Source organism: Streptomyces halobius (assembly GCF_023277745.1).
In the GTDB taxonomy this organism is placed as follows: Bacteria; Actinomycetota; Actinomycetes; order Streptomycetales; family Streptomycetaceae; genus Streptomyces; species Streptomyces halobius.
Genome location: NZ_CP086322.1, coordinates 8410837 through 8423935, shown reverse-complemented (window position 1 = coordinate 8423935; position 13099 = coordinate 8410837). Strand labels below are relative to the sequence as shown.

Sequence of the window (13099 nt, the reverse complement as noted above, 5' to 3'; positions counted from 1 at the left end):
CGCGGATGATTACGGATATCTCTGCGGCGGCGGTTACGGGTCTCCCTGCGGGGGTGCTTACGGCTTCTGGAAGCCCGCCGTGCGCAGGATCCGCTGCGCCTCGGACGTGCTCAGCCAGCGCACGAACGCAGCCGCGGCCTTGGCGTTCCGGGACGTCTTCAGGGTCGCCGCGGGGTAGGAGGCGACGGCGTTCTGTGCGTCGGGGATGTCAATGGCATCGACCTTGTCGGGAGCGGTGGCCGCGTCCGTCGCGTAGACAAGTCCGGCATCGGCCTCGCCCAGCTCGACCTTGCCGAGTACGGCGCGGACGTTGGGCTCCTGCGAGACCGGCTGGACATGCAGCTTCTGGGCGTCCAGGACCTGCTGGGCGTAGCGGCCGACGGGCACCGCGGGGGCGGCGAGGACGACCTTCAGCTTGCGGTCGGCCAGGTCCTTGAGGCCGTGCACCTGCTTCGGGTTGCCCTGACCGGTCGCGATGACGAGGCGGTTCCTGGCGATGACGGTCGGTGTGCCGGTGTCGGCCGTCAGCCCGCCCATGGTCGTGGTGTCGGCGGTGACCAGGGCGTCGGCGGGGGCGCCCTGCCGCACCTGCGCGGCCAGTTCCTGCGAGCCGGCGAAGGAGAAGGTCACCTTGGTGCCCGGGTGCTCCTTCTCGTACGCGGCACCGGCCTTGCCGAAGACATCGGTCAGCGACGAGGCGGCCAGCACGGTGAGTTCCGCCGTGGGGCCGTCACCGGACTTCCGCGCACCGCTGTCGTTGCCGCTGTCCTTCGCACCGTCCTTGCCGCCGCAGGCGGCGAGCGGGACGAGAAGAACGGCGGCCACCAGCGCGGCGGCGGCACGACGCCGGGTGAAGGCAGGGGACATGGGCGGGACTCCTTCTGACGCGGGGCGACGGATGGCACCTGAGCGGTGGGGAAGAGCCGCGCCGGGGACGGCGACGCCGCTGCGTGGGAGGTGATGAGACACATGCGGGTGCTTCCCGCCGCGGCCTTTGGATGCGGCCTTTGCGCTCTCAGGCGCGGTCAACGTGCACGCTGGTGGACTTCACGCGGGCGGTGGCCTGCATACCGACTTCCAGGCCCAGGTCCTCGACCGCTTCCCGGGTCAGCAGGGACACCAGGCGGTGCGGGCCCGCCTGGATCTCGACCTGTGCGGCCACATCGCCGAGCTTCACGGCGGTGACGATGCCCGGGAAGGCGTTACGGGCCGAGGTGTACGAGGCCTCTTCATCGGTGCCGCCGTTCTGGGCGACCTCGATCGAGAAGGCGGCCAGATCCCGGCCGTCGATCAGACGCCGGCCGCTGTCGTCGCGGTGGGTCGCGACCTTGCCGGCGTCCGCCCAGCGACGGGCGGTGTCGGGGCTGACACCCAGCAGACGGGCTGCCTGGCCGATTGTGTAGGACTGCATATGCGCCAAGATATGAGGGACCAACTCTCATTTGCAATACATAGGGCTTATCCACATGGCAGACGCCAGGCCCCTTGGAGAAACTGCCGAAGGGGTGGCCGAGGCACCCCCAGCCCTGCAATGTCATGCCCGAATGTCATAGCCAATCCGCACATCACTCCCCGACTACAGTGACTCGGGCGGAATATTCCATAACAGAAAAGTCCAGATATCCAACCCGCGATATACGGCTTCCAGGTGAGGCGTTCCATGAGTCTGAGCATCCGTAACCAGATCCCCGGCACCGTCACCGCCGTCACCCCCGGCGAGGTCATGGCGACCGTCAAAGTCCGGTTGACGGGCGGCCAGGAGGTCACCGCCGCCATCACCCGGGCGTCGGCCGAGCAGCTGGGCCTCACTGCGGGCTCCGCGGTACGCACCCTGATCAAGGCCACCGAGGTGTCCCTCGCCACCGGCGCGGTCGACGGGCTGAGCATCCGCAACCGGATCCCGGGCACCGTCACCGAAGTCGCCGTGGGTGGCGCGATGGCCGGTGTCAAGGTCAGCGTCGACGGCGATGGCGAGCTGACCGCCGTAGTCACGCGAGACGCGGTCGGCGACCTGGGGCTGGCCCCGGGCTCCGCGGTCACCGCACTCATCAAGTCGACGGAGATCTCGCTCGCCGCCGCCTGAGGTTGCGTCTTGCCGATGAGCCGCCGCCCAAAGCCGGGGTGTGCCGATCGACCGCCGCCCAAGGCTGCGTCTTGCCGATTGACCGCCACCCCGGTTGCGCTGTCTCGATCACGCGGTGAGCGACGGGAACACCACCTGGCCCCTGCCGCGCGTTCCCGCGGGACCGAGAACCACCCAGCCCGCCCCTATCCCAGAACACTGCAACCCGCCCCGGGCGAGAGCCCCAACCCGCCCCCAAGAGCAACCCACCCCCACCCCAGAGGCATCTACATCAATCAGCGGCAACTCCGTTGAAACGACGCGAGTTACGGACGATGCGACATGGGCCCACCCTGACCTCGCGCCATGCCGTGGGATACCAGATCCCGGGGGCATGAAGGCCGCGTTCTGCCTGTCTGGACGGGGCCGCTCACCCGAATGCCACACCGGATGAATACGCGGGGTGACGATCGGGAGATCCTGGGCAGGCGACAATACCCCCTGCCCCGCAGGGGAGTTGGCGAACCGGGCGAGCGTCCGGGCGAACGGCGGAGCCTTATTGGCAAAGCGATATGCCCCATTTACACGGCTTGCGGCCATTTGTGGTAGATGCAAGGCTGAGTCTGCTGGTTCCCCAGCCGCAAAGGAGATGGTCCCAATGGTTACGGATCGCACAGCCCGGACCGAGATGGCCACCCTGACCACCCAGGTCGAGGGACTGATCGAACCAACGGAACCTGACGGTGTGTTCCGCGACACCCGCGAGTGCAAGAGCGGGCTGCTGTTGCTGGCCCTGCTGCTGATCTCGCCGCCGACCCCCCGCCCGAAGACCGAGACCCGCTAAGGGGCTTTGCATTGGCCGAGCAGACGCAGGGCGCAGTCCCGCTGAGTGCTGTGATCGCCGATGCCGCATCCGGGGTCGCCCTCGCCTTGCGGGGTGGGAGCGACCCCTATGTGCTCTCCCGCGTTCTGCGGCAGGGCGACGCGCTGGCATTGGCCGCGATCCGGGTGCTCGGCGCCGACGCGCTCGCACCGTACGCGCTGGACCACCGGGCGGGCCCCGGCAGTGAGGACGAGACCGTCGTACGGGAGGCCCTCGCGGCCTTTCCGCTCAAAGCGGACGCCTCGGAGGTGTCGGTGTGGAGCTATCGGGGCCTGATCGAGGCTTCGCACGCCTTTCTTCCCGGTGGCGCGAACCACTGGCCGCCGGCACCGCCGGCCGGCTCGGCCTGGATCGCCACCGATCCATGGCCGAAGCTCTCCCATCGGGTATCGCAACTGGCCGCGCTGGCGCTGCCCGGACTCGGCTCGTCACTCGCCGACGCGCTGGCGGCACGCACCGACGACCTGGCCCGCGGGTTCGTCCGCGCGGTACGCCGCCGGGACTGGCTGCAGGCGGCGGGGCTGGGCCGCTGGCTGGCCCGGCTCCCGGAGGTGCCGCCGACGTTGGGGCTGGACAACGGGCTGGCGTTCGTCCGTCAGATGAGCGGCGGCGACGCCCGGGTGGCGCTGCATGTCGTGGCCGCCGAGCGGTTCTACGGACGGGGTCGGTGACCGGCGACCGGGGGGACCCGCGGCTGCTGGACCGGATGGTCGGCGACAGCCTGGGGTGGTTGGAGAGAGCCCGTCCGTCCTTCCGCCTGCCCCCGAACGTGACGACGGACGCCGACCCCAATCTGACCCTCAAACCCCTCGGTGAACTGGCCGAGTTGACGCATCTCATCGCGGCGGCGCATCCGCACGCCGACTTCCGTGAACTGGCGGACGGGCTCTTCGCCTTCGCATGGCGCGAGACGCGGGGCGGGGAGCTGTTCGCCGAGCTGATCCGTGGTGAGCCGCATGCCACCTATCCCGTGGAGATCTACGGAGTGTTCGCACGGGCCGGGCTGCGCCACACCGGTGTGGAGGAGCTGGTGCGGACCACGACCCGGCTGCGCAACTGGCGGGTGGCCCGCGACGATCACACCCGTACGCTGGGCGTGCTCAACGCCGAGCGGCGCATCGGCCTGCGGCAGCACGCCGATTTCGGCGCCGTACTGGCGCAGACCGGCCTCGGTCGGCTGCCGGAGCCCTGGGCGCTGGACCGCAGGGCCGCGTACGGCGTGACCCATGACGTCTTCCACCTCACCGACTGGGGACGCGCCCGCCGACGCCTGCCCCCGGAGCTCGACCGGTATCTGCGGCTCTGGCTGCCGTCCTGGCTGGACAACTGGCTGACGGAACACCTGTGGGACCTGGTGGGCGAGTTGCTGGCGGTGACCGCCTGCCTGCCGGACGCTCCGTACGACCCGGTGGCCTGGCGGCGGCTGGCCGATGCGCAGGCCGTCGACGGCAGTGTCCCCGAGACCGGTTCCCCACCGTGCTTGGACGATCCCGCCGCGGCGTTCCGGGCCTGCTACCACTCCACCCTGGTGACCGCCTTCGCCGGCACCCTGGCCCGTATCGCCTCCGACGAGGCCGGGGGCCGGGACGGCGCCGGGGCGGCGGTGGCCTGACGTATCCCCTGTGAAAGCGAGACAGCTCCGTGACCGTAGACAGCCCCGTAACCGTGACGGCCGCATCCCCCGCACTGCTGCACGCTGTCGGCGACCGGGCTCTGACCTGGCTCGACGAGCACCGCGAGCACTTCCGGCTGACCCCCGAGGACCGCGCCGCCGGCAGCACCCTCATCGAACGGATCAAGCCCATCGGGGAGTTGGTGATCAATATGCAGGTGCTGTTCCGGGAGGGCGTGGCCGGTTCCCGGCAGCACGCACGCGCCGGACAGCTGCTGGACTTCGCCTGGCGGGACCTGCTGGACGGCGGCAATGTGCTGGCCGCCCTGCAGCACGACGAGCCGCTCTCCCCCGTCCCGTTCGAGGTCTATGCGGCCTTCCACGAACTGGGCTACCGGCATCCCGGCCTGGAGGCGGCCATGGAGGTGTGCCGGCGCACCGCCACCTGGGCGGCGCTGGAGATGGTGCCCAACCGGCGGCTCGGTGTGCTCAACGCCGAACGCAAGATGGGGCTGTCGCCCGGCGCCGACTTCGACCGGGCGGTGGAGCGCACCTGGCTCGGCCGGCGGCCGGAACCGTGGACGGTGCAGCTGCATATCGCCTACGACCTCACCCACACCGTCTTCCACCTCACCAACTGGGGCGAGGCGCCGGGCCGTGTCCCGCCCGCGATCGCGTCCTACCTGGAGCTGTACCTGCCCGCGTGGATGGACGACTGGGCGGAGCTCGAACACTGGGATCTGCTCGGCGAACTCCTCGTCGTCGATGCCTGCCTGCCACGGCCCACCCTGGACGCGCGGTACTGGGAACGGTACGCCGCCGCCCAGTCCGACACCGGTGCGATGCCCGTCCAGCGAGGGATGCCGGACGGCGATCCGGCGGAGGTCTTCGACGCCGTCCACCACCCCACCCTGGTGGCCGCGTTCGCCTCCGCGATGGCCACCTCCCGCGCGCTCTCCGCCGACGTCGCGTGATGAACGGGGACAGCCGGCTCGCGGACCGCCTCGCGGAGGCGGTCACCAAGATCGACGCCCCGGACGTGGTACTCGCCGTCACCCGTAACGACCGGCGGACCGTCGTCACGGGCGGCACCGCGTTGGCACCGCCCACTCCTCGTCATGCGCTGCGCTATGAGCTCGGTTCGGTCTCCAAGACGTACACCGTGCTGCTGCTCGCCGAGCTGGCCCGGTCCGGCGTGCTGTCGCTCGACGACCCGCTGGCCGCTCATCTGCCGGGCCTGTCGCTCCCCTACGCCAACTCGCGCCGGATCACGCTCCGGCATCTGGCCACCCACACCGCCGGGCTGCCCCGCATCCCCACCGGCCTGATGGCCGTCGCCCTCCCGCACCCGTTCACCAACAGCTACCCCCGGTACGACACCGAGCGTCTGCTGCGCGCCTTCGCCCGCACCCGGCCCCGGCACCCGCCAGGCACCCGCTGGTGCTACTCCAACTTCGGTTCGGCGCTTCTGGGCCCGGCCATGTCCGAGGCCGCGGGCTCCGATTACGCCACGCTGCTCAGCGAACGGGTGCTGCACCCCCTCAAGCTGTCCGGCACCGCCTTGGGCCCCGGCGCCACCGGCACCGATGCCATCGGTCATCGCAAGACCGGCGGCGTGCCCGTCCCCGCCATCGACATGGGCGGTTTCATCGCCGCCGGTGCCGTCCGCGCCACTCCGGACGATCTGCTCACGTACCTCGAAGCGCTCCTCCCCCCCGAGACCGCCCCGATGCCGCAGGCGCTGCGCGATGTGCAGGTCCCACAGCTGCGCCGGGGCTGGCGGCGTCGCAACACCCACACCCTGTCGTGGTTTCAGCATCCCGCCGCAGGGGGGCCGTTGCTCTTCCACGCCGGGGCGACCTTCGGCCAGCAGGCGTTTCTCGGCTACCATCCGGCGTCCGGAACGGGCCTGGCCGCCGCCGCCACCCGCCGCGGCCATACCTGCCGCCTGGTGACCACCGCCTACGAGCTGCTGTACGCGCTGGCCCGGGAAGCAAAGGGGTGAGGGCCCCCGGAAGGCAGGGTCACCGTCCGAGCAGAGCCATCAGCCCATCCGCCAGTCCGCCCCGCCAACACGCGTAGTCGTGGCCGCCGTTGAACTCCGTACCGGTGACGGCATGGCCGCCTGCGCTCAGCACGTCGTGGAACGTACGGCTCAGCTCGGCCATCCCGCCTTCGTGCAGCCCGACTTCGAGGTGCACGCGGACAATGGGGGTCTCCCCGCTCGACCGAAGTCGAGAGTGGGGGAGTGTGGCGTCTTCCGCGAAGCGCTGCGCCAGCCAGGGCACACCGTCCGGCAGAGGTTTCGGTACGCCCTGGGGCAGGCCGGGGCGCCACCACAGGGACGGCGACTGGGCCAGCGCCTTGCCGAACCGGTCGGGGTGGCGGAGGCAGGCGTACAGTGCGGCCAGTCCGCCCAGACTCTGTCCGCCGACCACGGTGCGGTCCGGGTCCGCGGTGACCGGCCAGTGGTGTGCCGCCCAGGGCAGCAACTCCTCGGCGAGGAAATCGGCGTACGGGTCGCGGGCGCCGACTTCGCGCCATCGGGCGGCGTTGTCGACGGAGCCGGGCGCGAGCACGAGCAGCGGGGGGATCGCGCCGTCGGCGATCAGCGCGTCGAAGGTGTGCTGCGCGTCGAGCGCGCCGAGCCACATGTCGCCGTCGCAGAGGACCAGTACGTCGAGTGGGGCCGTCGCGTCGCCCGGAGGGATGTAGACCCAGAGGTCGGGCGGGGCGCCGAGGGCGGCGCCGGGGCGCCGGTGGCGCTCGACGGTGCCGCGCGGTATGTCCGCACGGCGTGCCCGCCAGGGCTGGGGCGGCGCCTGTGGCAGTTCGAAGACCGAGCTGTCGGGTCCTTGCCAACGGCCGTTCATCGTGTGGGGGTTGAGGGGATCCGGGGCCGCGTGGGCGCAGAGTCCGCGGAGGCGCCGCTGGAGCGGTTCGCCGACGGCCGGGAGCGGTCCGGGTGAGATATCGGCGACGAGGCGGTAGGAGCCCCGGTGGTCGGCGCGCAGCCGGTGGGTGAGGTACCAGATGTGTGTGCCCGGCACCCGATTGAGCAGGGAGTCGGCGAGGTGGTCGCGGTCCGTGAGGTGGTGGTCGAGCAGCATGACCTGGCGGGTGGCGCGGTGGCCGCGCCAGAGGAAGGTGACGGCGTGGTGGTCGGGGTCGCCGTCGAGTGGTTCCACGAGGGGTGCGCCGTCCCGTTCGGCCGACGCCCAGAACTCTGCTTCCAGGGCGGCGCGTTCGTCCGGTCCGGCGGCCGCGAGCCGGGTGGTGAGCCGGGCGATTCGGGGGCTGGTGGTGACGCCGCCCTGGGGCCCGGCGGACAGGACACGCATGGATTCCCGCTTTCGGTTTTGCTGAGGTGCCGTGGTGCACGTATGGATGGCCGCCGATCCACTGATGTGGAAATGGATGGCTGATGTGACGTCACATTCCGGCACGGCAGGACGTGTTGTCGGGTTTACCGACGAATGGAGGTAGATTACTTAGATTAGCCTAAGCTAAATTCCTATGGCGGGTTCCGGTGTCCCGGGATCTACGGCCGTGACGGTTGCGCATGCGGGTCGGAGTCCGCGATCCGTCCGAGCAGGTCCAGGAACCGGGCCTGGTGGGCGGCCAGCTCACGCTCCTCGTACAGCGCGGGGTTGCCGTCGTAGTCGATCCGCAGCCCCGCTCCGTCGCCCCGGCCGTAGACGTGCACGGTCAGGTCGTCGACCGGCCCGGCGGCGAGGCTGCGGGCCTCGCTGCGGGCACCGGCGAACTCCGGTCCGTAGTCGAAGGGCATGACGTTGACCTGGGGGCCGACCAGCGCCCGCCGCGCGTCGGCCAGTCCGAGGTCGCGGCGGATGTCCTCGTAGCGGTAGCGCTGATGGCGGCGGGCGGCCCGGATACCGAGTGTGACCTGCAGGGTGAGCTCCGCGAAGGTCGTCTGCGGGGTGACGGTGACGCGCAGCGGCAGCAGATTCACGGCCGTGGCGGGGACGCGCAGCGCGGCGGAGCCCGCCCGGGCCATCATCGGCAGACCGAGGACGATGTCACCGCGGTGCGTCGCATGGGCGACGTACAACGCCTGGGTGGCGATGACCACTTCGGGCCAGGTGGCGTGGATGGCCGCCGCCAGCGCCTCGATCCCGGTGGCGGCACCGGCGCCGACGCGGGCGGTGCGGCGCAGGAAGGTGCGCGACGGGCGGGCGGTGCGTCCGGTGAGGGTGGCCGCCTCGGGGCGGTCGGCGAAGGCGTCGCTCCAGTGGCCGCGGTCGATGTCGTACGCATCGGAGTCGCGGTACGCGGTCTCCTCGGCGCGCAGGTCAGCGAGCCGCCCGAAGGGGCTGGGTCCGGCCTCCCGTCCCGCGGCGAGGGCGGTGTAGACCTCGGCGGCCCGGCGGGCGACCAGGGCGTAGCCGAAGCCGTCCAGGACGATGCGGTGCACGCGCTGGTACCAGAGCCAGCGGCGCTCCCCGACCTGGAACAAAGCGTGCCGGAAGAGCGGTCCGCCGGCGAGGTCGAAGGGGCGGGTGAGATCGTCCCCCATCCAGGCGCCGGCGACCGCGTCCGGATCGCCCTGGTCGCGAAGGTCCGTCGCATGCAGCGGGAAGCCGTGCCCCGGCGGTTCGATGGCGAGGGCGAACTGCCGTGGCCCGTCGGGGGTTTCCTCGACGCGTACGCGCAGGGCGTCGGCCTCCCCGATGGTCCGGTGCAGGGCCTCGGCGAAGAGCACCGGGTCCAGCGGGCCGTGGATCTCGACGCACTCGGCGGTGTTGTGCGCTGGGCTGCCGGGATCGTCGGCCTGCGCGTGCCATATGCCGGTCTGGGCGGCGGTGAGCGGCACCCCGCGCGCACCTGGTCGGGGCCCGGCCGGGGCCACCGTCCGGACAGCGTTCATGGCGCGACCCCCGCGGCGTTCTCGTTGCCGGGCAGACCGAGGGCCTCGTCGATGCCCTGAGCAAGGGCATCGGTGGTGGTGACCAGGGCGCAGGTGCGTGCGGCCCAGTGCAGTGCCTGCAGGTGGTCGGCTTCGGAGAAGTCGGCGACCGCGTCGGCGACGACGAACGGCCGGATGTCCCGCATCCATGCGTCACAGGCGGTCATCTGCACGCCGATGTGCGCGTAGACACCGACGACGATGAGCTGGTCACGTCCGAGGGCATACATCTGCTCGGCGAGGTCGGTGCGGGCGAACGCGCTGTACTTCCACTTCGTCAGCAGGGTGTCACCGTGCTGCGGGGCGACGGACGCCGCGATCCCCTCGGCGTCCCGGTCGTCGGGCACACCATCGCCCCAGAAATCCTGCTGGAGGCCGCGCTGCTCCGGGGTCTGGCCGCCGGGTTGCGCGGTGTAGACGACGGGCAGGCCGACCGCGCGGCAGAGCTTCGTCAACCGGCCCACGTTGCCGAGGAGTTCGGTGAGCGGCACGGCATCCTGGGGGAAGGCGCGCAGGAAGTAGTTCTGCAGGTCGTGCACGAGCAGCACGGCCCGGCCGGGGTCCACGGTCCAGTCGACCCGGTTCTCGGGCAGTGCGGCAGGGGTGGGCATGGGATAGGGGGCGATGGCGGGGAGCGGCATGGGGGCGCCTTTCGCGGATACGGGATGCGCGGATACGGGAGGGGCGGGGCGGCCGTGGCCCGGAGGTCAGGCGTGCAGCGCCGCGCCGCCGTCGACGTACAGGTCGTGCATGGTGATATGGCGGGCGCGGTCCGAGACGAGGAAGCCGACGGCCTCGGCGATGTCGACGGGTTCGGCGAGCCGGCCGAGGGGGATGCCGACGCGGTAGGACGCGAGGTCTCCGTCGACGACGCGGTCGCGGGAGTCCGGCCCGGTCCACAGCTGCCGCTGTATGGGGGTGTCCGTGGAGCCGGGCGACACGACGTTGCACCGCACTCCGCTGCGGGCGAGTTCGAGTCCCAGGCATTTGGTGAAGAGGGTGGCGGCGGCCTTGGAGGCGGCGTACGCGGCCAGGCCGGCACGGGGCACCCCCGCCGCGTTGGACCCCACGGTGACGATGCTGCCGGTCCGGCGGGCGCTCATGCCGCGGGCCGCCGCGCGGCAGAGCTGGAAGACGCCGGTGGTGTTGACTGCGAAGGTGTCCGCCCAGTCCTGGTCGGTGAGTTCGACGACGGGGCCGGGCCGCAGCACACCGGCCACGTTGACCAGGATGTCCAGCGGGCCGACGGTGCGTTCGGCCTCGTCCACCAGCGCGTCGACGGCCACGCGGTCGGTGATGTCGACGGTGCGGACGGTGATCCGCCCGGCGCCGGCCGGCGGGCTCGCCTCCAGTGCGGCGATCCCGTCGGCGTCCCGGTCCACGGCGACCACCTGTGCGCCCCGCTCGGCCAGCAGCCGGGCCACGGCCTCGCCGATGCCCCGGCCCGCACCGGTGACCAGCGCCGTCCGCCCGGAGAGCTCGGAGGACCCGGAGGGCTCGGAGGGCTCGAAGGGCTCGAAGGGCTCGAATTCCCGCACGCCATACCCCTTCCTCAAATTGACTTAGGTAAGCCTAACCTAATGGACTTGGCCATGGTGAAACCAGCCGGGCATGCCGATCCGGTCAGGGCGTGACGATGGGAAAGCCGGGGTCCGGCGTGGTGAGCAGACCCAGCAGCTCGTTCAGCGCGCCGGCCTCGCCTTCCTGGGTGACACCGGCCGTTCCCCGGCCGGCGAGGATGTCCAGCAGCTGGGGCTTGGTGAGCGTCAGGGTCAGATCCGGCTGCTCACCGGACGCGTTCGGCGCTCCGGGCGTACTGCGGTGGGTGAGCGCCCCGTTGGACAGCGTCAGATGCCAGGTGCGGTCCTCGTCGGCGAGGTACCAGTCCATGGAGAGCGCGGACGCCCAGGCCCTGGGGCCGTCGATACGGACGGCGAGCGCGTCGACGAGTTGGTCGACGGTCAGCGCCGCGGCGATCTCGGGGCCGGCGGTTTCCCCCGGCACCGGGGCGCCGGTGCCGCGCAGTTCCATCGCACCGGTCAGATAGACGTTACGCCAGGTGCCGTTCTCGCAGCCGTGGCCCAGCCGCTCGTAGACGGCGGCCAGTTCCTCCCGCGCACCGAAGTGCCCGGGGTCGGCGAAGACGGCGTGATTGAGGAGCGTGGCCGCGAACCTCAGGTCGCCGGCGGCCGCGTACCGTCCGCCCTTCTCCACCGTGGCATCGACACCGCCCAGGGTCTCGACGTAGCGCTTGGCCTGCTCCACCGGCGGGTGCTCCCACAGATGCGCGGGATTGCCGTCGAACCAGCCCATGTAGCGCTGGTGGATCGCCTTGACGTTATGACTCAGCGAACCGTAGTAGCCATGGCTGGACCACACCCGCTCCAGGCCCGGGGGCAGCCGCAGCTCCTCGGCGGCCTCGGCGCCGGTCAGCCCCTCGTTCAGCAGCCGCAGCGTCTGGTCGTGCAGATACGCGTACAGGTCGCGCTGGTTCGTCAGCAGGGCCCTGACCCGGTCCTTGCCCCAGGTCGGCCAGTGATGCGAGGCGAACGCCAGCTCCGCCTCGTCGCCGAACAGGTCGAGGGCCTCGTTGAGGTGGTGGGACCAGATCCTGGGGTCGCGGACGGCCGCGCCGCGCAGCGCCAGGATGTTGTGCATGGTGTGCACGGCGTTCTCGGCCGTGCACAGTGCCTGATGCGCCGGGAAGTAGGAGTTCATCCCCGCCGGCGCCTCGGCCCCCGCGCAGAGCTGGAAGACGATGCGCACCCCGTCGACGATCTCCTCCTGCCCGGTGCTGGTGATGTGCACGGTCGGCGGGATGAGGGTGCGGGTCCCGGTGGAGTGGGCGGCGCCGAGACCGCAGCCGATCTGACCGGCCGGCCCCTTGGGGAGCTCCGTGCCGTACATGTAGACGGCGCGCCGGGCGATCGCCGTGCCCGCGTAGACGATCTCGCTGACCGCGTGCTCCAGGAAGCCGGCCGGGGCGAGGACCGGTACCGCGTCGTGGCCGTCCGGCAGCACCCCGCGTCCGCCGCCGAAGTGGTCGAGGTGCGAGTGCGTATAGATCAGGGCGGTGACCGGCCGGTCGCCGCGGTGCTTGCGGTAGAGCTCCAGCGCCGCGGCCGCGGTCTCGGCGGAGCCGAGCGGGTCGATGACGAGGACGCCGTGCTCCCCCTCGACCAGCGTCATATTGGACAGATCGAGGCCCCGCACCTGGTAGATGCCCTCGATCACCTCGTACAGGCCCTGTCTGCTCACCAGCCGGCCCTGGCGCCACAGGCTCTCGTGCGCCGTGTCCGGGCAGTTTCCGGCGAGGAAGCCGTACGCCTCGGCGTCCCAGACGACCCGGCCGTCGCCCGCGACGACCTGCGGCGGGTCGAGCAGGGCGATGAAGCCGCGGTCGGCATCCGCGAAGTCCTGGTGGTCGTCGACGGGAAGAGCAGTCACAGGGCGCTACCTCTCCGGGGAGTCGGGCCACCGTCGGATGACCCACAGGAGAGATTTACCCAGATTCATCCGGTTATTGCATGTGTGCGGGGACGGAGTCGCACCCGCGCCGCCGCCGTCGGGAGCGGCCCACCCCCGCACATCCGTGAGGCTGTTGGCCGATTCGGG

The 13099-nt window shown here is 71.3% G+C and carries 13 protein-coding genes; 6 read left to right on the top strand and 7 right to left on the bottom strand.

The features are described from left to right. Window positions 1-57: 57 nt before the first annotated feature. Complete coding sequence (gene modA / locus K9S39_RS38225) at window positions 58-867, bottom strand: molybdate ABC transporter substrate-binding protein (RefSeq protein ID WP_248867879.1); 810 nt, start codon at window positions 865-867, stop codon at window positions 58-60. A gap of 148 nt (window positions 868-1015) precedes the next feature. Then, window positions 1016-1411 (bottom strand): TOBE domain-containing protein, encoded by a 396-nt coding sequence (locus tag K9S39_RS38220; protein ID WP_248867878.1) that lies wholly within the window; start codon window positions 1409-1411, stop codon window positions 1016-1018. 249 nt (window positions 1412-1660) lie between these two features. Here K9S39_RS38220 and K9S39_RS38215 point away from each other — a divergent pair, with 249 nt between their 5' ends. The 6 genes from K9S39_RS38215 to K9S39_RS38190 all read left to right on the top strand — a co-directional run bounded on the left by K9S39_RS38215 (window position 1661) and on the right by K9S39_RS38190 (window position 6562). Further along, window positions 1661-2083, top strand: coding sequence for a TOBE domain-containing protein (locus K9S39_RS38215; protein ID WP_248867877.1), 423 nt, complete (start codon window positions 1661-1663; stop codon window positions 2081-2083). 637 nt (window positions 2084-2720) lie between these two features. Then, window positions 2721-2906 (top strand): hypothetical protein, encoded by a 186-nt coding sequence (locus K9S39_RS38210; RefSeq protein ID WP_248867876.1) that lies wholly within the window; start codon window positions 2721-2723, stop codon window positions 2904-2906. A gap of 11 nt (window positions 2907-2917) precedes the next feature. Then, entirely contained in the window at window positions 2918-3616 is a 699-nt protein-coding gene (locus tag K9S39_RS38205; RefSeq protein WP_248867875.1) for a hypothetical protein, read from the top strand. Then, window positions 3613-4557 carry a DUF6895 family protein gene (locus K9S39_RS38200; RefSeq protein WP_248867874.1) on the top strand — a complete coding sequence of 315 codons (945 nt, stop codon included), beginning with the start codon at window positions 3613-3615 and terminating at the stop codon, window positions 4555-4557. The genes K9S39_RS38205 and K9S39_RS38200 overlap by 4 nt, the downstream gene beginning before the upstream one ends. A gap of 53 nt (window positions 4558-4610) precedes the next feature. Further along, the gene (locus tag K9S39_RS38195; RefSeq protein WP_248867873.1) at window positions 4611-5531 is read left to right on the top strand and encodes a DUF6895 family protein; all 921 of its coding nucleotides are present in this window, start codon (window positions 4611-4613) and stop codon (window positions 5529-5531) included. After that, window positions 5531-6562, top strand: coding sequence for a serine hydrolase domain-containing protein (locus K9S39_RS38190; RefSeq protein WP_248867872.1), 1032 nt, complete (start codon window positions 5531-5533; stop codon window positions 6560-6562). The genes K9S39_RS38195 and K9S39_RS38190 overlap by 1 nt, the downstream gene beginning before the upstream one ends. Window positions 6563-6581: 19 nt before the next feature. Here the strand turns inward: K9S39_RS38190 and fes are convergent, their stop codons facing one another. The 5 genes from fes to K9S39_RS38165 all read right to left on the bottom strand — a co-directional run bounded on the left by fes (window position 6582) and on the right by K9S39_RS38165 (window position 12931). After that, window positions 6582-7898, bottom strand: coding sequence for an enterochelin esterase (gene fes / locus K9S39_RS38185; protein ID WP_248867871.1), 1317 nt, complete (start codon window positions 7896-7898; stop codon window positions 6582-6584). A gap of 200 nt (window positions 7899-8098) precedes the next feature. Further along, a complete protein-coding gene (locus K9S39_RS38180) occupies window positions 8099-9445 on the bottom strand; it encodes a condensation domain-containing protein (protein WP_319949612.1) in 1347 nt (448 codons plus the stop codon). Further along, a complete protein-coding gene (locus K9S39_RS38175; protein ID WP_248867870.1) occupies window positions 9442-10125 on the bottom strand; it encodes an isochorismatase family protein in 684 nt (227 codons plus the stop codon). Before K9S39_RS38175 ends, K9S39_RS38180 begins: the two co-directional genes overlap by 4 nt. 66 nt (window positions 10126-10191) lie before the next feature. Next, window positions 10192-11022 (bottom strand): 2,3-dihydro-2,3-dihydroxybenzoate dehydrogenase, encoded by an 831-nt coding sequence (locus K9S39_RS38170; protein ID WP_248867869.1) that lies wholly within the window; start codon window positions 11020-11022, stop codon window positions 10192-10194. Between the two features lie 85 nt (window positions 11023-11107). Next, the gene (locus K9S39_RS38165; RefSeq protein WP_248867868.1) at window positions 11108-12931 is read right to left on the bottom strand and encodes an alkyl/aryl-sulfatase; all 1824 of its coding nucleotides are present in this window, start codon (window positions 12929-12931) and stop codon (window positions 11108-11110) included. Window positions 12932-13099 lie beyond the last annotated feature (168 nt).